At 60.6% G+C, this 19716-nt stretch carries 16 protein-coding genes; 10 read left to right on the forward strand and 6 right to left on the reverse strand.

Translation table 11 applies throughout. The features are described 5' to 3' along the window. Positions 1–12: 12 nt before the first annotated feature. The gene (gene prfA, locus HBA49_RS07170) at positions 13–1095 is read right to left on the reverse strand and encodes a peptide chain release factor 1 (RefSeq protein WP_005523250.1); all 1083 of its coding nucleotides are present in this window, start codon (positions 1093–1095) and stop codon (positions 13–15) included. A gap of 8 nt (positions 1096–1103) precedes the next feature. After that, entirely contained in the window at positions 1104–3086 is a 1983-nt protein-coding gene (gene rho / locus HBA49_RS07175) for a transcription termination factor Rho (protein ID WP_005527091.1), read from the reverse strand. A gap of 594 nt (positions 3087–3680) precedes the next feature. Here rho and HBA49_RS07180 point away from each other — a divergent pair. From HBA49_RS07180 to mobA, 5 genes are all read left to right on the forward strand, one after another. Beyond that, positions 3681–5408 (forward strand): long-chain fatty-acid--CoA ligase, encoded by a 1728-nt coding sequence (locus HBA49_RS07180; RefSeq protein WP_040432241.1) that lies wholly within the window; start codon positions 3681–3683, stop codon positions 5406–5408. 41 nt (positions 5409–5449) lie between these two features. Next, positions 5450–6550: a GTP 3',8-cyclase MoaA gene (gene moaA / locus HBA49_RS07185; RefSeq protein ID WP_005526942.1), complete on the forward strand. Its 1101-nt coding sequence runs from the start codon at positions 5450–5452 to the stop codon at positions 6548–6550. A 78-nt stretch (positions 6551–6628) separates the two neighbouring features. Then, a complete protein-coding gene (locus HBA49_RS07190; RefSeq protein ID WP_005527086.1) occupies positions 6629–7924 on the forward strand; it encodes a molybdopterin molybdotransferase MoeA in 1296 nt (431 codons plus the stop codon). Between the two features lie 3 nt (positions 7925–7927). Continuing rightward, entirely contained in the window at positions 7928–8401 is a 474-nt protein-coding gene (gene moaC, locus HBA49_RS07195; protein ID WP_005526940.1) for a cyclic pyranopterin monophosphate synthase MoaC, read from the forward strand. A 3-nt stretch (positions 8402–8404) separates the two neighbouring features. Then, entirely contained in the window at positions 8405–9019 is a 615-nt protein-coding gene (gene mobA / locus HBA49_RS07200; RefSeq protein WP_005527371.1) for a molybdenum cofactor guanylyltransferase, read from the forward strand. Here mobA and HBA49_RS07205 read toward each other — a convergent pair. From HBA49_RS07205 to HBA49_RS07215, 3 genes are read right to left on the reverse strand one after another with little or no spacing between them, the layout of a single operon-like run. Beyond that, positions 8975–10006: a ThiF family adenylyltransferase gene (locus HBA49_RS07205; RefSeq protein WP_005527148.1), complete on the reverse strand. Its 1032-nt coding sequence runs from the start codon at positions 10004–10006 to the stop codon at positions 8975–8977. The two genes, mobA and HBA49_RS07205, sit on opposite strands and share 45 nt — an antisense overlap. Continuing rightward, complete coding sequence (locus HBA49_RS07210; RefSeq protein WP_005526966.1) at positions 10007–10480, reverse strand: molybdenum cofactor biosynthesis protein MoaE; 474 nt, start codon at positions 10478–10480, stop codon at positions 10007–10009. Then, positions 10470–11015 carry a MogA/MoaB family molybdenum cofactor biosynthesis protein gene (locus HBA49_RS07215; RefSeq protein WP_005523261.1) on the reverse strand — a complete coding sequence of 182 codons (546 nt, stop codon included), beginning with the start codon at positions 11013–11015 and terminating at the stop codon, positions 10470–10472. The genes HBA49_RS07210 and HBA49_RS07215 overlap by 11 nt, the downstream gene beginning before the upstream one ends. A gap of 88 nt (positions 11016–11103) precedes the next feature. Here HBA49_RS07215 and HBA49_RS07220 point away from each other — a divergent pair, with 88 nt between their 5' ends. Continuing rightward, positions 11104–11364 carry a MoaD/ThiS family protein gene (locus HBA49_RS07220; protein ID WP_005527096.1) on the forward strand — a complete coding sequence of 87 codons (261 nt, stop codon included), beginning with the start codon at positions 11104–11106 and terminating at the stop codon, positions 11362–11364. Positions 11365–11407: 43 nt separating this feature from the next. Here the strand turns inward: HBA49_RS07220 and HBA49_RS07225 are convergent, their stop codons facing one another. Beyond that, the gene (locus HBA49_RS07225; RefSeq protein ID WP_005523263.1) at positions 11408–11881 is read right to left on the reverse strand and encodes a molybdopterin-binding protein; all 474 of its coding nucleotides are present in this window, start codon (positions 11879–11881) and stop codon (positions 11408–11410) included. Between the two features lie 315 nt (positions 11882–12196). Here HBA49_RS07225 and HBA49_RS07230 point away from each other — a divergent pair, with 315 nt between their 5' ends. From HBA49_RS07230 to narJ, 4 genes are all read left to right on the forward strand, one after another. Then, complete coding sequence (locus HBA49_RS07230) at positions 12197–13522, forward strand: MFS transporter (RefSeq protein WP_005523264.1); 1326 nt, start codon at positions 12197–12199, stop codon at positions 13520–13522. Positions 13523–13644: 122 nt separating this feature from the next. After that, positions 13645–17382: a nitrate reductase subunit alpha gene (locus HBA49_RS07235; protein ID WP_040432242.1), complete on the forward strand. Its 3738-nt coding sequence runs from the start codon at positions 13645–13647 to the stop codon at positions 17380–17382. Further along, positions 17379–19007 (forward strand): nitrate reductase subunit beta, encoded by a 1629-nt coding sequence (gene narH, locus HBA49_RS07240; protein WP_005527134.1) that lies wholly within the window; start codon positions 17379–17381, stop codon positions 19005–19007. Before HBA49_RS07235 ends, narH begins: the two co-directional genes overlap by 4 nt. Beyond that, positions 19004–19696: a nitrate reductase molybdenum cofactor assembly chaperone gene (gene narJ / locus HBA49_RS07245; protein ID WP_005527377.1), complete on the forward strand. Its 693-nt coding sequence runs from the start codon at positions 19004–19006 to the stop codon at positions 19694–19696. The genes narH and narJ overlap by 4 nt, the downstream gene beginning before the upstream one ends. The last annotated feature ends 20 nt before the right edge of the window (positions 19697–19716 follow it).

The following is a 19716-nucleotide window of genomic DNA, read 5'->3' on the forward strand; positions in this document are numbered from 1 at the left end:
GTGAACCTGTTCTTATTCGGCTTCGAGTCGGGCGGCACGTTCCGCGGTTCGGAGCGCGGTGAAGAGGTCTTCCATGTCGCCGTTGAGCACGGAGTCGAGGTTGTTTGCCTTGAATCCGATGCGGTGATCGGAGATCCGGTTTTCCGGCCAGTTGTAGGTGCGGATTCGTTCGGATCGGTCGAGGGTGCGGATTTGGGCTGCTCGACCTTGGGCGGCTTCGGCTTCGGCTTGTTCTTCCGCTAGTGCCTGGAGTCGGGCGGCCAGCACTTGCAAGGCGCGGGCCTTGTTTTGGATCTGGGATCGCTCTTTTTGGCAGGTGACGACGATGCCGGTGGGCAGGTGAGTGATGCGGACCGCGGAGTCAGTGGTATTGACGCCTTGGCCGCCTTTGCCGGAGGATCGGTAAACGTCGACACGGATGTCTTTGTCGTCGATTTCGACGGCGGCGATTTCGTCGGGTTCGGGGTAGACGAGAACACCGGCGGCGGAGGTTTGGATTCGGCCTTGGGATTCGGTGACGGGTACGCGTTGGACTCGGTGTACGCCGCCTTCGAATTTGAAGACGCTCCAGGCGCCGTCGCGGGACGGTTGTTTGGAGCGGATGGATAAGGTCATGTCTTTGACTCCGCCCAGGTCGGATTCGGATAGACCAAGCACTTCGGTGCTGAATCCGTGTTTGTCGGCGTAGCGTTGGTACATGCGTACGAGTTCACCGGCGAAGAGGGCTGCTTCTTCCCCGCCGGCGCCGGCTTTGATTTCCATGACGATGTCGTCACCGTCGTGGGGGTCGCGGGGGGCGAGGAGGTCGGCGAGTTTTTCTTCGAGTTCGACTACTTCGCCGGCGAGGCGGTCGGCTTCGGGGGCGAATTCGGAGTCTTCGTAGGCCATTTCTTTGGCGTCGGCAAGGTCGGCGCGGGCCTGTTCCAGGGCAGTGTTCACCTTCATGATGGGCTGCAGTTCCGAATACCGTTTCGATAGTTTTCGAAACAGTGCTTGGTCCCCCACGGTTTCCGGATCGGACATTTGGGCTTCGATGCCTTGGTATTCCGAAACGATGTCGTCTACTGCCGAAACCTGATGAGATTGGCTAGCCATCGTGTTTTTTAGTCCTCCCCATTGCTCATGAAGGCTCGCTGTGCCGCCACTTGGGCGAGGAATTCCCCGTTGGTCTTGTACTTTTTGAGCTGCGCGATCAATGTGTCGATGGCTTGTTGGTTATCAAGCACGGACAGGATGCCGCGGAGTTTGTGCATGACCCGGGCTTCTTCGGGGGCGAGCAGTAGTTCGTCTTTGCGGGTGCCGGATGGTCCGATGTCTACTGCGGGGAAGACGCGCCGTTCCGCGATTTTGCGGTCGAGTTTGAGTTCGGCGTTGCCGGTGCCTTTGAATTCTTCGAAGATCACGGTGTCACCGGCGGAGCCGGTTTCGACCATGGCGGTGGCGATGATTGTGAGCGATCCACCGTTTTCGATGTTTCGGGCGGCACCGAGGAATCGTTTCGGCGGGTAGAGGGCGTTGGAGTCGACACCACCGGAGAGGATTCGGCCGGATGCGGGGGATGAGTTGTTGTAGGCGCGACCCAATCGGGTGATGGAGTCGAGGAGCACTACTACGTCTTGTCCTTGTTCCACCAGGCGTTTTGCTCGTTCGATGGCGAGTTCGGCCACGGCGGTGTGTTCTGCCGGTGGGCGGTCGAATGTGGAGGCGATGACTTCGCCTTTGACGCTGCGCTGCATGTCGGTGACTTCTTCGGGTCGTTCGTCAACAAGCACAACCATGAGGTAGCATTCGGGCCGGTTGGTGGCGATGGCGTTGGCAATGTTTTGCAAAATTGTGGTTTTGCCGGCCTTCGGGGGAGATACGATGAGTGCGCGTTGACCTTTACCAATGGGCATAATGAGGTCGATTACGCGGGTGGTGAGGATACCAGGTTCGGTTTCCAACCGGATGCGTTGGTTGGGGTAAAGCGGGGTGAGTTTGTTGAACTCGGGCCGGTTTTTAGCTTCCTCGACGGTCATGCCGTTGACAGAGTCGACTCGGGCCAGGGGGTTGTATTTTTGCCGGTTGCGGCCCCGATTGTTGTTGTACCGGTCGTTGGTGTCGGTCATGCGGACGGAGCCGGTGATGGCGTCACCGGAGCGGAGACCGAGGCGGCGCACCATTTGACTATTGACGTAGACGTCGGCGGGGCCGGCGTGGTAGCCGGAGGTGCGAACGAATGCCACGTTGTTGTCGACCACGTCGAGGATGCCGGCGACGACTTGGAGTTGATCGTCGCGGTTGTCTCGGCTGTTTTGGTTATCCCGGTTGTCGTTGCGATTGTCGTTGTCGTAGTTATCGTTGTCTCGGTCACGGCCGCGTCGGTTACGGCGGCCGCGTCGGCCCCGGCGGTCGTCGTCCCGATCGTTACGATCATTGCGATCGTTTCGGTCGTAGCGTTGACTTCGATCGTTACGGTCTGTCCGGTCGCTGCCCCGGTCGAAACGGTCGTGGTTGTCGCCGGAATCAGCCTCGGTGTCGGCGTCGCCGCTGGTGGTTGCGTTGTCACTGGTGTTGGCATCATCAGTGTCGGTTCGGGAATGTTGCCGCCGTTCGTTGCGATCGCCCCGGTTTTCGCGTTCTTCCCGGCGGGCCCGGTTGCGTCGGGCCCGGCGTTGGGCGGAGCGGGATTCGTAGCGGGTCTCCCCCTCGGTGTCACCATCATGGGTGTCTTCCGATGTGGTGTTGGTGTCTGCTGTGTCGTCGCCGGCCCGGCCATCACCTGGGTGTTCGGTCCGGACGGCGCGGCGCCGGCGGGGTTTATGGTCTTCCGAGGCCTCAAGCGCGTTGTCCGCTTCTGCCGCTGGGGCGTCGTCGACAGGCTTGGTGTCTTTCCGACGTGGGGTGCGGGTTTGCCGGGGCTTTGCGGCGTTGGCGTCGGCCGCCGGTGCGGGACTGTCGCCGGAAGCGTTGGTGATGGCGGCGATGAGCGCCCCTTTGCGCAGGGCGGATACGCCTTTAAGTCCGAGGTCGGCTGCGAGTTTGCGCAGCTCGGGTAGACGCATTGCAGCGAGATTTCGCGGTGCGCCGTTATCTGTTGTGGTCACAGATGTCCTTTCATTTGCTTCACCAGCTGGTTTGGTGCGCTGTATCGTCGAAGAGTGGCGGCAGTGTTTGTTTTAGGGCGTGCCAGTAACGATGTGGCTAAAGCTGGAAGCTCCCATGTGTATTTTTAGGTCATTGGTCGTGTGGGTACACGGCCGTCCGCGGCTTGGGGCGGAAAGGTGTTTCCACCCAAGCGTCATGAACTTCCTGGGTTTTCCGGTGGCCCGGTGAGCGGTTGGCTAGCGCCGTTGTGTCGGCCGGTGGGCAGGTGGGCGCTCACCAGCAGGGTACGCAGAAAACTTTTGTGAACGCGTTGTCGTTCTTTTTCACGGACTTTCTCCACCGGGCGGCGGACCGCTTATAGGCAAGCGGGGCTGGGGCGGAGCGGGATTATGTCGAGCATACGCCGTATGTGTAGTTAAAGAACGGCAAGTGATTGCGTAGGAACGTTCTGGCTAATAGTGTAGCGCACCTTAAACCGCAGGTAAAAAGTGCCTGGTTTTCGTTGGGGTATTTTCAGTATTTATGCTGTGTTAGCGGCGGGTTTGGTGGGTGGTCACGTTGTGGTTATTGGGATTTTTACTAGAGTTTGTAGCATGCTTTCGACGATGCAGGATTTACCGCTGAATCTTTCGCGGATTCTCACTTATGGGGCCACGGTGTTTGCCGATTGTAAGGTAACCACGTGGGAGTCAGGGGCGATGCAGGAAACAACGTTTGCGGAAATCGCGGCGCGGGCTGCGGCATTGGCGCATGCGCTGCATGGGTTGGGGATCACCGGCGACCAACGGGTAGCAACGCTCATGTTTAACTGTGCGGAACATGTGGAGACATTCTTTGCGGTGGCGTGCAAGGGAGCAGTGTTTAACCCGCTCAATAAGCAATTAATGAACGACCAGATTGCGCACATTATCAACCATGCGGAAGACGAAGTGATCATTTGCGACCAGCGGTTGGCGAAACAATTGGGGGCGATTTTAGCGCTGGGCTGCCCGACGGTGAAAACCGTGGTGTTTATTGGGCGGGCCGATATTTCCGCCGCGGCACGGTTCATTCCGGACCCAATCACCTGCGTGTCGTACGAAACCCTCCTCGACGGGCAGTCGACGGTCTACCATTGGCCGGTACTGGAGGAAACCACGGCGGCGGCATTATGCTATTCAACAGGCACAACCGGCGCACCCAAGGGGGTGGCGTATTCGCACCGGTCCATATATTTACAGGTGTTAAGCCTGCGGACCACGGATTCCATGGCGATTGAGACTGGCCAGTCGTTTCTTTGTTGCGTGCCGATTTATCACGTGTTGAGCTGGTTTGTGCCCATTGCCGCATTCATGTCGGGGGCACCCCTGGTGTTCCCCGGCGCGGACGTGTCCCCGGAGGGGTTGGCGAGCCTGATTGCTGCATGCCACCCGCGGGTGGCCCATGGGGTGCCGACGATTTGGATTCAGCTCATGGTGCACTATATGCGCACTCCCCCGGAGCGCATGAGTTTGCAGGAGATTTTTTCAGGCGGTTCGGCGGTGCCGCCGATTCTCATGAAGTTATGGGAGGAGCGTTATGGTGTGGATATTGTGCACGTGTGGGGCATGACGGAGACGTCCGCGGTGGGCACGGTGGCGCGCCCCCCGGCGGGGGTTTCGGGGAAGACGCGCCGGGCGTACCAGATTAGCCAGGGCCGGTTTCCGGCGTCGATAGAGTATCGGGTGGTCAATGATGGGGAGATTGTGGCGCAGTCGGACCGGAACCAGGGGGAAATCCAGGTGCGGGGTAATTGGGTAACCGGGTCGTATTATCATTCGCCGGCGCAGGATGGTGCGGGCGCGGCCGCGGTGTTTCGGGGGGCAGAGATTAATGATGAGGAGGTTATTGAGGAGCATTTTACGGCGGATGGGTGGCTGCACACTGGGGATGTGGGTTCGGTGTCGGCGGATGGGTATTTGACGATTCATGATCGGGCCCGGGATGTGATTCGGTCTGGTGGGGAGTGGATTTATTCGGCATTGTTGGAGAATGAGATCATGGCGGCGAAGCCGGTAGTGGAGTGCGCGGTTATTGGTTACCCCGATAAGAAATGGGGTGAGCGGCCGTTGGCGGTGACGGTGGTGGCGGATGGCGTGCCGCGTGATCGAGACACGGCGGAGCAGTTGCGGGATCATTTGCGGGAGAGTTTTCCGTCGTGGATGCTGCCGGAGTATTGGACGTTTGTGGATTCGATTGATAAAACGTCGGTGGGTAAGTTCGACAAGATTGATTTGCGTCAGCATTTAGCAAATGGTGAGTATTCGGTGATTGCGCTGGTGGGGCCGGGTCAGTCGACGTAGAATCGTCGACAAGCACTTCAATTCGTTAATGTTTAGGTATTATGCGCAGTCGACTTCCATTTCCTACGTTACGGACCGCACCCACCGAATTTTTTGAAGAAAAACGCGATGATCTTGGGGTGTGGCGGCTTCAGGATACGTTCGGCCGGGTCGCCCGGGACCTCAGGGTGTCGCTCACTGACCGGTGTAATCTTCGCTGCACTTATTGCATGCCTGCCGACGGCCTGGAGTGGATTCCCCGCCCCAACACGCTTGACGACGACGAAACGATTCGACTCATCACCCTTGCGGTGACCATGCTTGGTATCCGGCAGGTGCGGTTCACCGGTGGGGAGCCGCTGCTTCGGCGGGGTCTGGAATCCATTATTGCCGCTACCGCCGCGCTCACCGCCGACACGGGTGAGCCTGTGACAACCGCGCTGACCACGAATGGTTTGGGCCTGGATAAAAGCGCCGCCAAATTGAAGGCGGCCGGGCTGCACCGGGTCAATATTTCCCTCGATACTCTCGACGCCGACCAGTATGCCGCCCTCACCCGGCGGGATCGGCACCGTGATGTGCTGGCCGGCATCGACGCTGCCCTTGCGGCCGGGTTGACGCCGGTGAAAATCAACGCGGTCATTATGCCTGGTGTGAACGAGACCGCCATTCTTCCGCTGGCCGAATATTGTCTCGACAGGGGGCTGCAACTGCGGTTTATTGAGCACATGCCGTTAGGGCCGCGGGATAGTTGGGATCGGAAGACGCTGGTCACCGCCGAGGATATTATCCGCCGGCTCCGGGACCGATTTACGCTGGTTGCGTCGTCGAAGCCGCGGGGGGCGGCACCGGCCCAACTGTGGGATGTGACCGGGACTACCGCGTCCGGGCCGGTGAGTGGGCAGATTGGGGTGATTGCCGCGGTCACGCACCCGTTCTGTGGAGATTGCGACCGTACCCGGCTCACCACGGACGGGATGATTCGGAGCTGCTTGTTTTCGCATGAGGAGACGTCGCTGCGAGACATGATGCGCGCGGGAGCATCGGATGCGGAGCTCGCGGCATCTTGGGTGCGCGCAATGTGGCGGAAAAAGGCTGGTCATGGTATTAATGATCCGCGATTTGTGCAGCCGAGTCGCACCATGTCCGCCATTGGTGGCTAACATCAAAAAAGAGCAATCATCAACCCGGTGGTTGGAACGCCTACAACCACCCCACACCATATGTTATAGGGAGATTTTATGGCACAGGATCATTCGTGCGACCATCATGGTGTTCCGTTTCGGAGCCTATCCGACCACCTGGCGGCGGTACTTGCGGTGGGGAAGCCCACCGCCACCCGGACCGTGGCGACCGAGGAGTCGGCGGGGCTGGTTCTTGCCGCGGATGCCCGGGCGAATCTGCCGGTGCCGCCATTTTCCAACTCGGCCATGGACGGGTTTTTAGTGCGGGCGGCCGACCTGCCGGCGGGTGATAGCCCGTGGGAGTTGCCGGTCAGTGGGGATATTCCCGCAGGTCAAACCCCGGTTGATGTGGCGCCGGGGACTGCGGTGCGCATCATGACGGGCGCCCCCACGCCGGTGAACACAGAGGGGCTCATGGTGGTGCCGGTGGAGGACACTAATGTTCCGGCCGGCGCGGTGGCCCTACCGGATAAGGTCGTGATAACCACCGCACACCATGATCGCACACATATTCGACACCGGGGGGAGAATTGTCAGGTGGGCGACATCATTGCCCACACCGGGACGGTGATCGACGCGGGGGTGATCGCTTCCCTGCTGTCCACCGGGGTGACCTCGGTGGAAGCTTATGATCGGCCGACGGTCGCGGTGATTTCCGCGGGTGACGAGCTGGTGGCGTCGGTCGATTCGGTGGATCAGCTGCGCCCGGGAACGATCCCGGATTCGAACCGGCCGATGCTGGCGGAACTGCTGCGGGAGCAGGGGGTTGCGAAGGTCCGGTCGGTGGTGGTGAACGATAATGCGGCCACGTTCCGCAAGCAGCTTGATGCGTTGAGCCGGGAATGCGACCTGGTGGTGACGTCGGGCGGGGTGTCGGCGGGCGCGTTCGACGTTGTGAAGGAAGCACTGACGAACCCTGCCGCCTCGGGCGCGACGGACATGTGGTTTGGGCCGGTACAAATCCAGCCGGGGAAACCGCAGGGCCTGGGCCGGGTGAATGGCACACCCGTGATCTGCCTGCCGGGAAACCCGGTGAGTTCGTTCGTGTGTTTCTACCTTTTTGTCATGCCGCTGGTCCGGGTGCTGTCGGGCATTCCCCCGCAGGCTGCAGCGCAGCAGGCTCGGCTCATGCTGCCCTCCCACGATCACATCAAGGCGCCCAAGGGTCGGGACCTGTTCATTCCCTGCGCAATCGATTGGACGGAGGGTGATGTGCACCCGGTCATTCCCGGCGGCATGGGGTCGCATTTCGTCGCGTCGCTGGTGGGGATTTCCGCCATCATTCACCTGCCGCTGGACCATGGGAAAACCCAGCCCGGCGACCTGGTACCCGTAATATTGTTGAAGGTTTAGCTCATGAAGTTTACGCATTTGACCGAATCCGGTGCCGCCCACATGGTGGATGTGTCGGCGAAGCAGCCCACAGTGCGCACGGCAACCGCCCGCGGAGAGGTGGCATGTTCCCCCCAGGTGCTGGCCGCGCTGCGAGATGGGACGGTCCCCAAGGGGGACGTGCTGGCGGTGGCCCGGGTGGCGGGCATTGCCGCAGCGAAAAAAGTGCCGGACCTGCTGCCATTGGCGCACACCATCGGGGTGCACGGCTGCCAGGTTGACCTGGAGATTTGCAAGGACCATGTGACTATTAGCGCCACGGTCACCACAGCGGATCGCACCGGCGTGGAAATGGAGGCGCTGACCGCGGTGACGGTGGCCGCGCTGACGGTCATCGACATGGTCAAGGGGGTGGACCGGTCGGCGGTGATTCGCCGCTGCGGCATCACGGCGAAATCGGGGGGCCGGTCGGGCGACTGGTCCCGGGAGCTGCCCTAACCAATGGAGAAGGCAGCGCCGAAACTTGCCGCCATCGTGTTGGCGGGCGGCCGGAGCACCCGCATGGGCCGCGACAAGGCGCAGGTGGTGGCGCATGGGGAGCGCCTGATTGACCGGCTGCTACGCCAACTGCCCCCGCGGGTGCTGCCGGTGGTGGTCAGCCCGGCCGCACTGGGGGTTTCCTGCCCGGTGGTGTGCGAGGATCCGCCGCATTCGGGCCCGGTGGCGGGCGTGGCCACCGGTGTTGCGTGGATTGCGCACACTCATCCCACAATCTCACTCGTGACGGTGCTGGCGGTGGACGCCCCGGATTCGCCGCTCCTCATTCCGCAGCTTGCCGACGCCCTCCGGCAGGCCGGCCCACAAACGGATGCGGTGGCGGTGCTGGCAGACGGCTATATTCAACCCCTGGGAGTGTTGTGGCGGCTCGCCGCCCTCCATGCGGCATTAGCACGGGTGGGCGATTTCACCAAGGCACCGCTGAAGCGACTCCTGCGGGGGGCAAACATCGTCACCATCACCCCCACAGGCGGAATTGAACGGGACTATGACACCCCCGAGGAACTCCAAAACCTACCCCCGGCCGTGCCGATCGTACCCGCCGGCGAGACTCAATAGTCCGGTGACGCCGGCATCGGTGAGAATGCTCCACGCGCGCTGGGACCGCACCCCGGACTGGCAGAAGAGGACCGCCCCGTCGGGAACCCCGGCCGTGCAGCCGGCCTCCAGGTCCGAAAGGGGAACATTGATCGCCCCCGGCAGGGTGCCGCGCCGGTATTCGTCCGCCTCCCGCACGTCGATAAGCACCCCGGTGGGCGTGTCGGTGATGGGCACCCGCAGGCTGTGGCGGGGCGGTTCGGCGACGACGCGGGCGGCAACATCGGGGTCAGCGACGAGGGGAATGTACTCCCACCTGCCGGAAAGCCCATCATAGTAGCCGATGGTGCCGCGCAGGGGGTCGCCGATGCCGGCGATGAGTTTCAGGGTTTCCATGGCCATGGCGCTGCCCACCACCCCCACGATGGGCCCAAGCACCCCGGCGTGGGCGCAGGACGGCACGGCGCCGGGGAGCGGCGGGGTGGGGAACGCATCCTCGTAGATGGGCCCATGACCTGCGTGGAACACGGAGAGTTGCGCCTCGTATCCGAGAATGGACGCCCACACGTGGGGAATCCCCAGCCGGGCGCAGCGGGCGGAGATCACGTAGCGAATGTCGGTGGTGTCGGTGCCATCAACCACCACATCCACGCCGGCGAACAGGCGCTCGGATTCCTCCCAGGTGAGCCGGCCATTGTGAGTACGAATGCGCACCTCGGGGTTCAGGTCGGCCAGCACCTGGCGGGCGGATTCCACCTTGGGGCGGCCCACCTGACTGGTGGTGTGAATGACTTGGCGGTGCAGATTGCTCACGTCCACGGTGTCGTCGTCGATGATGGTGATGGTGCCCACTCCGGCGGCGGCCAGGTAGAGCAGGGCTGGGGAGCCTAGGCCGCCAGCGCCGACACAGCACACGTGCGCGTCGGCAAGCCGTTGCTGCTGTTCCGGCCCGAAACCGGGGAGGCTGAGCTGGCGAGCATACCGGGCATTCCCGTGCGAGGTCGGCATTTAATCCACACCCACCCACTGGATGCTGCCATCCGTTAGCTCCTGTTCTTTCCACAGCGGCACGGTGGCTTTCACCAGGTCAGCCAGGTCTGCGGCGGCGGCGAAGGCGTCCTGGCGGTGGGCGGCGGCGGCAATCACGACAAAGGCGACGTCCCCGATGGCCAGCGGCCCCACCCGGTGCGCAACCCACACCCTAGCTCGCTCGTGTTTTCGAATTATTTTCATTGCGGCCTCCCGAATGGCGTCGGCCGCGGTGGGGTGCGCGGTGTAGGTGAGGCGGCGCACCTGCTGACCGCCATCATGGTTGCGCACTACCCCATCGAAGGTGACGACCGCCCCCATGGCATCAGTGCTGACCTGGGGCCGGGCCGAGGCCGCCAGGTCTTCGAGGGGTGTTTCGGTAATGATGGCGTCGATGACCACACCCGTGTGGGCGGCAACGTAATCGGGATCCGGTGAGGCGTTAATGGACATGGGTTCCTTCCAGCATTCCAACGAGCGAATCAATGATGGGGTCGAGCACTTTAATGCCGTCCCGGCAGGCGGACACGGAGCCAGGCAGCGCCATCACGAACGTGCGCCCCACCGTACCGGCAATGGCCCGGGAGCACACGGCGAGCGGAGTGGCGTGCAGCCCGGTCTGCCAGAATTGCATGGCAATGCCGGGCAATTGCTTGGTGAGGTATTTGGCGAGTTCGTCCACGGTTCTATCGTCGTCGCTGAGGCCCGTGCCGCCGGTAGTGAGTACAACCTGCGGCAACGACGCAATATCACCGAACAGTTGTGCGAAATGGTTGGGGATGTCGGCGTCCGCCACGATCACGGGTTCCGGGGTGTCGAAGCTCCGGCTGGTCAGCCATGTGGCCAGCGTTTTTCCCGACTCGTCTTCGTAGACGCCTTGGGCCGCGCGGGTGGATGCCACAATGACCAGCCCCCGGCGCGGCGCGGCGGCCTGGTTGTGGTAGTCGTCGTAGTCGTTGTGGTCGGCGGGGTGGTCGTGTTTGCCCATGATGGTTGTCTTTCTTCAGTTGTGAGTGGTTGGTGCGAAGATTAGTTATACACCAAGGTTGCGCATATGGTGGTGCATAATAAGTGCCATGGATATTCATTATTTCGCTGCGGCACGGGCGGCCCGCGGGTTGGCGCACGAACGCATTACCACTACGGCCGCGACACTTGCCGAGCTTGTCGACGAGTTGGGGCGCCTGCCGGGCGCGGGCACGACGGATTCGGGGTTGTCGTTGGCCCAGGTGTTGTCCCGGTGTAGTTTTTTAGTGGATGGCCGGCACGCCAATATGGATACCGCGATTAGTGCGGCCGAGCGGGTGGATGTATTGCCGCCCTTCGCCGGCGGTTAATAGCTAAAACCTCTTTGCTAATTTTACGCAATCGGAGTAAAACCTATCGAGCCAGGCTTTCCCATACGTTATCCAAGAGGGGGCAGATGACGTCCAGAACGTCAGTGACTCCGCCGACGGAGCTGGGGGCGTTGATAATGAGGGCGGCGTCGGCGTTTCGGCTGGTGAGGCCAACATAGCCGCGGGAAAGGCCGGCGAGCTTGGTGGATTGCAGACCCTGGACCAGGATGTGACGTTCGAGGCCCTCCAGTCGGGTGTCGATAAATTCCAGGGCCGCCTCTGGCGTGCGGTTCCGGGGTTTAAGCCCGGTTCCGCCAGCGGTGAGGATCACGCGGGCCCCATCGGCCAGGGCTTGGCGAATCGCCTCAGAGACCGTATCAAAGCCTTCGGGAATAGTTACGGCACTTGCTACCGGCGCGCCGGCTGCCGCCAACCTTTCCCCCACAATAGGGGTGATCTTATCTTGCTTTTCGCCGTTTGATACACGGTCGGACACCAAAATGAACGCACTATGCATTGCTGCACTCCTGTTACTTTCTATAATATTTGAGCAATTCTACATTTCATGAGCCCTGCTTAACGAGTTTTTTGCCCTTAATAGGCCCATGATAGTAGAAAAATATCATTGTGGTTGAATGACCCAAATTTTACCATGAAGAAATTACCGAAAAACCAGACTTTCTAGCTTTTACACGGTAAAATCTACAGAAAAGACGAAGCGTCACATGACATCTTCGTGTTTTACCCCCATTCACAAGCCATGATATATCCCCCTTCATCACTATTTGAGTTTTGATAAGAACACCCTACAACCACCTACAAGGAGCGTTACATGACTTCCCTTGATACATCTGGGAAGGTTATTCAGGGCTGGGATCCCGAAACCCCAGAAAACTGGGACAAAAAAATAGCCTGGCAAACCTTGATCATCACCACCGCGATCTTATTCTTGGCGTTCGCCACGTGGTACCTTGTGTCAGCCATCGCCCCCATGCTGAATCGCATTGGTTTTCATTTCTCCAAGGGGCAGTTATATTGGATCGCCTCAATCTCTGGGCTTTCCGGCGGGCTTTTCCGTCTCATCTTCATGTTCTTGCCACCTATCGTTGGCACCCGGAAACTTGTTTCCATTTCTTCTTTCCTGTTTGTCATCCCCATGCTGGGATGGTTCATGGCCGTGCAAGACACCAGTACCCCGTTCTGGTGGTTCATGGTCCTTTCGTTCATCGGCGGTATCGGCGGCGGCGTGTTCTCCGGATTCATGCCCTCTACCGGGTATTTCTTCCCCAAACGCATGGCCGGCACCGCCCTGGGTATCCAGGCCGGTATCGGTAACTTCGGTGTTTCCTTTATCCAATTGGTTGCGCCCATGATTATGGGCGTCAGCCTTTTGGGTTTGGGTGCCTTCGCCCCCCAGAAAACCAGCGAAGGGCTGGTGTGGGTGCATTCCGTTGCCGCGGTCCTCATCCCGTGGGCTATTGTCTTGGGTATTGTCGGCTGGATCATGCTCAAGGACGTGCCTATTAAGGCGAATTTCCGGCAACAAATCGACATCTTTGGCAATAAAAACACCTGGATTCTGACCATTATTTACCTCATGACCTTTGGTGCGTTTTCCGGGTTTGCCGCCCAGCTTGCCCTGCTGATTAACAATACTTTCGGTGTGGATTCCCCGTTCAAGGATGAGTACATTAATCTTCCCCGCGGCGCAGCCTACGCGTTCTTAGGCCCACTGATTTCGGCACTAGTTCGGGCCGCCTGGGGTCCATTATGTGACAAGTTTGGTGGGGCGATCTGGACGTTTATTTCCGGGGTGGGCATGACGGTCTTTACCGCCATTGCCGCACTGTTCCTCAAGCCGTCCGACCCGAATGAGTTCAACTGGTTCTTGGCCGCCATGCTCATCATGTTCTTCTTTACCGGCATAGGGAACGCGGGCACATTCAAGCAAATGCCCATGATTCTCCCCCGTCGACAAGCAGGCGGCGTGATCGGCTGGACCAGTGCGATCGCCGCTTTCGGCCCGTTCATTGTCGGCGTGCTGCTCTCTGCCATGGCCCCCACCACATTCTTCTGGGGTTGCGTCGTGTTCTTCGCCTTCGCTACCGCACTGACCTGGATTTATTACGCCCGGCCCGGTGCGCCATTCCCCGGTTAATCTCTGGTTATTTCAGCAAGCCACTTACAGCCCAGTGCTGGCCGGTTCCCGGCCGGCACGCTGACGATAACCAGCTTTTAACTTCATAGTCGTTATAACAGAAAGGTCAACGTACCGTGACAATGACTGACTCACCACGCACGGACAACGTCAATCCCTTATTTAAACTCGGTAGTTTTGTGCGCCGCGGCACCACCGGTAAGGAAGGTCAGCAGATTTTCCTTCAGGGTGGCCGGCAGGCGGATGTGTTTTACCGGGATCGTTGGGCGTTCGACAAAGTAGTGCGATCCACCCACGGCGTGAACTGCACCGGCTCGTGCTCCTGGAAGGTGTACGTCAAAGACGGCGTCATCACCTGGGAGTCACAGGCGGTGGATTACCCCACGACCGGCCCGGACATGCCCGATTATGAGCCCCGCGGCTGCCCCCGCGGCGCATCGTTCTCCTGGTACACCTACTCCCCCACCCGGATTCGGCACCCCTACGCCCGTGGCGTGCTGGTGGACATGTTCCGGGAGGCCAAAAAGCGTCTGGGCGACCCGGTGCTGGCTTGGCGGGACATTGTGGAGGACCCGAAGAAACGCAACGCCTACGTGTCGCAGCGCGGCAAGGGCGGGCTGATTCGGATCCCCTATGATGAGGCCATCGAAATGGCGGCGGCGGCACACGTGTACACGCTGCGCCAATACGGTCCGGACCGCATCGCCGGGTTCACCGTGATTCCCGCCATGTCGCAGGTTTCCTACGGTGCGGGCACAAGGTTCCTACAGCTCATCGGGGGCGTGGCCCTATCCTTCTATGACTGGTACGCGGACCTGCCGCCGGCATCGCCACAAACATTCGGCGACCAAACTGACGTGCCGGAATCCGGTGACTGGTTTAACTCCTCATACCTGATTATGTGGGGTTCGAACATTCCGGTGACCCGTACCCCGGACGCCCACTTCATGGCGGAGTCTCGCTACAGTGGCACGAAGGTTGTGGTGGTGTCCCCGGACTTTGCGGACAACACCAAGTTTGCCGACGAGTGGTGCCGCCTGGCTCCCGGCACTGATGGGGCGTTGGCCATGGCCATGGGGCATGTGATCTTATCGAAATTCCATGTGGGCGAGAAGGAACCGTTCTTCCTGGACTATATGCGGCGGTTCACGGACGCCCCGTTCCTCATCACTTTGGATGATCGGGGCGATGGCACCTACACCCCAGGCAAGTTCCTCACCGCGTCGAATGTCTCCGACCCGGCGCTGAAGAACAGTCCCAATGCCACCCACCGGCTGCTGATGATGCAGAAGGACGGCACGATTGTGGACCCGGGCGGCACCCTGGCTGACCGCTACGGTGAAGAGGGTGTGGGCAAGTGGAACCTGAACCTGGATAATGTGGATCCGATCATGTCGGTGGCTGAAGCCGGGGCGGAGGAATCCGTGGAATTGCTCTTGCCGCGGTTCGACCTGGCGGACTATAAGGGTAATAAGGAAGGCTCCGTGGGGGCGGGGATCGTGCACCGTGGCGTGCCGATCATGCACTACGATGGGCACCTGGTCACCACGGTGTTCGACGTGATGCTGGCGCACTATGGGGTGAACCGGGAGGAGCTCAATCTGCCAGGCTCCTGGCCGAAGGACTTCAACGATCCCGACGAGGTGGGCACGCCAGCCTGGCAGGAAGAGCTGACCGGGGTGCCGGCGGCACAGGCCATCCGTATCGCCACGGAGTTCGCTCGCAACGCCATTGATTCGAAGGGTCGTTCGCAGATCATCATGGGTGCGGGCGTGAACCACTATTTCCACGCGGACTCCACCTACCGGACGTTCCTGGCGTTGACCAGCATGTGCGGCACCCAGGGGGTGAATGGCGGCGGTTGGGCCCACTATGTAGGCCAGGAGAAGTTGCGGGCCATGAACGGGTGGGCGCAGTATGCGTTTGCCACGGACTGGTCGCGGCCGCCGCGGCAAATGATTACCACCGGGTTCTATTACCTCACCACGGACCAGTGGCGGTATGACAATACGAAGGCTGCCCGCATGGCCAGCCCGTTGGCGAATCGCGGCACCGTGGGGAATAAGTCCACGGCGGATACCCTGATTGAGGCCATGAAGCGGGGCTGGATGCCAAGCTACCCGCAGTTCGACCGTAACCCATTGGTCATTACGCAGGAAGCAAAGGACAAGGGTGTTCCGGTTGCAGAATACATTGTGGATGAGTTGACGAATGGTAATTTGCATTTTGCCTGCGAAGACCCGGATAATCCGGTCAACTATCCCCGGATTTTATTGAACTGGCGTACGAACCTATTGGGGTCGTCGGCGAAGGGTACGGAGTTTTTCCTCCGCCACATGCTCGGCATTGATTCCGATGCGACGACGGACGAGATCAAGCCGGAGGAGCGCCCGGAGTCGATCAAGTGGCGTGACGAGGCGCCCCAGGGCAAGCTGGATTTGATGCTCACCACGGATTTCCGTAACACGTCGACAACGTTGAGCTCGGACATTGTGCTGCCCGCAGCAACCTGGTACGAGAAGCACGACATGTCGTCGACGGACATGCACCCCTACCTGCACTCATTCAATGCGGCGATTAATCCGCCGTGGGAGGCCCGCACCGATTTTGAGGTATTCCGGGACCTGTCGGCGAAGCTGTCGGAGTTGGCCGTCGCGTGGCTGGGCGCCCAACAGGATGTGGTGGCCGCACCGCTGGGGCATGACTCCCCGGACGAGTTGAACATGCCGAACGGTATCGTGCCGAACCTGGATGAGACCGGGCTGATCCCGGGTAAAACCATGGCGAAGCTGGTGCCGGTGGATCGGGATTACACGAAGGTGTATGAGAAGTGGATGCACCTCGGTCCGCTGTCGGCGAAGCTGGGCACAGGGGTGCACGGCACACCGTTTAACGTCGAAAAGCAGGTGGAGGAGCTGCGGAGCATCAATGGGGAGTCCATGACGGAGTCCGCCGGGATGCGGCCAAACCTGGATACGGCAACGAAGGCGATCGACATGATTTTGCGCATGTCGGGCGTGTCCAACGGTGAGGTTGCGGTCAATGGGTTCACCAACCAGGCGAAACGCACCGGCAACGAGAAGCTGCTAGAGCTTGTCGACGACGTTGCGGGCGTTCGCATCAACTGGGACATGATTAAGGAGCGTCCCGCCGAAGTCATCACCTCACCCGAGTGGACTGGTGTGAAGAAGGGCGGGCGGCGCTATACCGCATTCTCGCTCAATGTTGAATACAACCGGCCGTTTAACACGCTGTCCGGCCGCATGCACTACTACCTGGATCACGACTGGTTCATGGACTATGGCGAGTCGTTGCCCATGTTCCGGCCGCCGTTCGACCATTTCCATATCAATGGGGAACACGCCCCGGGGTTGACCCTGCAAGGCGAAAACGGCAACCCAGAGGTAACCGTACGGTATTTGACCACGCATAATAAGTGGTCAATCCACTCACAGTACTACGACAACCTGCATGTGCTTTCCATTTCCCGCGGCGGCCAGGTGATCTGGATGTCCGACAAGGATGCCGAAAAGATCGGGGTCAAGGACAACGAATGGATCGAAGCATATAACCGCAATGGTGTGGTGTCGGCGCGGGCCATTGTGTCCCACCGTATCCCCGAGGGCACGGTGTTTATGAATCACGCCCAAGAGCGCACCGCCGGCACCCCCATCAACGAGTTCACCGGGCGGCGCGGCGGCACCCATAACTCCCTCACCCGCATCATGATTAAGCCCATCCACGTTGCCGGTGGTTATGGGCATCTCACCTATGGTTTCAACTACATCGGCCCAACCGGTAACAACCGGGACGAGGTCACCCGCATTCGGCGGCGTTCCCAGGAGGTTCGTTACTCATGAAAGTCATGGCTCAAATCGCAATGATTATGAACCTGGACAAGTGCATCGGCTGTCACACCTGCTCGGTGACCTGTAAGCAGGCGTGGACCAACCGTGAAGGCACGGAATACATTTGGTTCAATAATGTGGAAACCCGCCCCGGTGTGGGCTACCCCTATGGTTGGGAAGACCAGGACAAGTGGAAGGGTGGGTGGACGCTCACCAAGTCCGGGAAGCTCATCCCCCGGTCCGGTGGCCGGTTAAAGAAGCTCGCCACCATTTTCCACAACCCGAATCTGCCCACCATCGAAGACTATTACGAGCCGTGGACCTACGAGTACGAAAAGGTGCTTTCGGCGCCGGCGGGGCAGAAAACCCAGCCCACGGCCCGACCGGTGTCGCAGCTGGATGGCAAACCCATCGATACGATCTCGTGGTCTTCCAACTGGGACGATAACCTGGGTGGCAGTGGCGCCACCATGGATGACGACCCGGTGCTGAAAACCATGAACACGCAGGTGAAGAAGCAGATTGAGGACAGCTTCATGTTCTACCTGCCCCGCATTTGCGAGCACTGTTTGAACCCCACCTGCGTGTCATCGTGCCCGTCGGGGGCCATGTATAAGCGCACCGAGGACGGCATTGTGCTCGTGGATCAGGACCGGTGCCGCGGGTGGCGCATGTGCGTGTCCGGCTGCCCCTACAAGAAGGTGTATTTCAACCACAAGACCGGCAAGGCGGAAAAGTGCACCTTATGCTACCCACGCCTCGAAGTGGGCCAGCCGACCGTGTGTTCGGAAACCTGCGTGGGCCGGCTGCGGTATTTGGGTGTGGTGCTTTACGACGCCGACAAGGTGGCCGAGGCGGCCGCCACCAAGGATGAGCACGCGCTCTTCCAGGCCCAAAAGGATCTGATTCTCAACCCGCACGACCCGCGGGTGGTGGCTGCGGCCGAGGCGGAAAACATTCCGCACTCGTGGATTGATGCCGCCCAAAACTCCCCGATTTGGGATCTCATCTTCAAATATGAGGTGGCGGTGCCGCTGCACCCGGAGTACCGGACCCTGCCCATGGTGTGGTACATTCCGCCGCTGTCCCCCATTGTTGAGGCGGTGACCAGCACCGGTAACGATGGGGAGGACCATAAGATTCTCCTGTCGGCGATTTCGAACATGCGCATCCCTTTGGATTACCTGGCCGGCTTGTTCACCGCTGGCGACCCGGTGCCGGTGGAGAAGGTGCTGCGGCGGCTGGCCGCCATGCGCTCCTACATGCGGGATATTAACTTGGGCAACGAGCCACAGGAGGAAATCGCCCAGGCCGTGGGCATGACCGGCGAGGACATGCGCAGCATGCATCGCCTGTTGGCCATCGCTAAATACGATGACCGGTATGTGATCCCCACCGCCTCCCCGGAGACGCCGCGGGGCATTGCGTCCCTGCCGTCGTTTAATGGGGTGGATCCCTCGGCCACCGTGGCCGAATTCCACGGCCTGGGCGAGGGCGCCCCCGAGGCCTGCCACGCCGGTGTGGGTGCCGGGGGTGGCAGCGGGACGATCAGCCTGGCGTCGTGGACGCCGGGCGAGGTGCCGCGCTCCATGTTCCCGAAGTCAAGCTCAGCCTCATCGGAGACCGCATCATCATGAAACCCGGAGACCGCAGCCACACTGGAGTGATCCCCGCCCCCACCGAGCCAATCGCCATGTCGGAAGCGCAGCGTCGGGCCCTGTTTATGATGGCGTCCGTGCTGTTGGACTACCCGGATGACGGGTGGGAGCACAAACTCCGGGTGGTGCACGAGCAGGCGGCAACGCTGCCGGCAGGCGTCGAAAAGCTCCTGCAACCATTCTTCGCGTTCGCCTATCAACAGGGGCAGCGGGGTTTGGAGGAACACTATGTGAGCACTTTCGACCAACGCCGCCGCTGCTCGCTCTTCCTCACCTATTACGCGGTGGGAGACACCCGACAGCGTGGGGCGGCGATCTGGGCGTTTAAGGAAGCGCTGGAATCCATGAGTTTCACCATGCAGCGCGACGAACTGCCGGACCACCTGTGCGTGGTGTTAGAGGCCGCCGCCTTGGCCGACGACCAGTCGCACAGCATGGCCTGCGGCATGCTTTCCGCACACCGGGACGGCATCGAGGTGCTCCGCACCGCACTGGAGCACGCCGGGTCACCGTACGCCGGCATTGTCACGGCGATCTGCGCGGCACTGCCGCCGATTGACGATGCTACCCGGGAGAACTTTTTAGAACTTATCCGCAGCGGCCCACCCGCTGAAGTGGTGGGAATCGAATCGCCGCTCCCCTTCCCCACCTCACAACCCGGCTATTAGGCCGGATACCTTGAAGGACT

Source organism: Corynebacterium matruchotii (assembly GCF_011612265.2).
In the GTDB taxonomy this organism is placed as follows: Bacteria; Actinomycetota; Actinomycetes; order Mycobacteriales; family Mycobacteriaceae; genus Corynebacterium; species Corynebacterium matruchotii.

Excerpts from the sequence above, each read along its gene's own strand:
- prfA (WP_005523250.1), bottom strand. The coding sequence starts at position 1,095 with ATGGCTAGCCAATCTCATCAGGTTTCGGCAGTAGACGACATCGTTTCG.
- HBA49_RS07180 (WP_040432241.1), top strand. The coding sequence starts at position 3,681 with ATGCTTTCGACGATGCAGGATTTACCGCTGAATCTTTCGCGGATTCTC.
- moaA (WP_005526942.1), top strand. The coding sequence starts at position 5,450 with ATGCGCAGTCGACTTCCATTTCCTACGTTACGGACCGCACCCACCGAA.
- HBA49_RS07190 (WP_005527086.1), top strand. The coding sequence starts at position 6,629 with ATGGCACAGGATCATTCGTGCGACCATCATGGTGTTCCGTTTCGGAGC.
- moaC (WP_005526940.1), top strand. The coding sequence starts at position 7,928 with ATGAAGTTTACGCATTTGACCGAATCCGGTGCCGCCCACATGGTGGAT.
- mobA (WP_005527371.1), top strand. The coding sequence starts at position 8,405 with ATGGAGAAGGCAGCGCCGAAACTTGCCGCCATCGTGTTGGCGGGCGGC.
- HBA49_RS07205 (WP_005527148.1), bottom strand. The coding sequence starts at position 10,006 with ATGCCGACCTCGCACGGGAATGCCCGGTATGCTCGCCAGCTCAGCCTC.
- HBA49_RS07210 (WP_005526966.1), bottom strand. The coding sequence starts at position 10,480 with ATGTCCATTAACGCCTCACCGGATCCCGATTACGTTGCCGCCCACACG.
- HBA49_RS07215 (WP_005523261.1), bottom strand. The coding sequence starts at position 11,015 with ATGGGCAAACACGACCACCCCGCCGACCACAACGACTACGACGACTAC.
- HBA49_RS07220 (WP_005527096.1), top strand. The coding sequence starts at position 11,104 with ATGGATATTCATTATTTCGCTGCGGCACGGGCGGCCCGCGGGTTGGCG.
- HBA49_RS07225 (WP_005523263.1), bottom strand. The coding sequence starts at position 11,881 with ATGCATAGTGCGTTCATTTTGGTGTCCGACCGTGTATCAAACGGCGAA.
- HBA49_RS07230 (WP_005523264.1), top strand. The coding sequence starts at position 12,197 with ATGACTTCCCTTGATACATCTGGGAAGGTTATTCAGGGCTGGGATCCC.
- HBA49_RS07235 (WP_040432242.1), top strand. The coding sequence starts at position 13,645 with ATGACTGACTCACCACGCACGGACAACGTCAATCCCTTATTTAAACTC.
- narH (WP_005527134.1), top strand. The coding sequence starts at position 17,379 with ATGAAAGTCATGGCTCAAATCGCAATGATTATGAACCTGGACAAGTGC.
- narJ (WP_005527377.1), top strand. The coding sequence starts at position 19,004 with ATGAAACCCGGAGACCGCAGCCACACTGGAGTGATCCCCGCCCCCACC.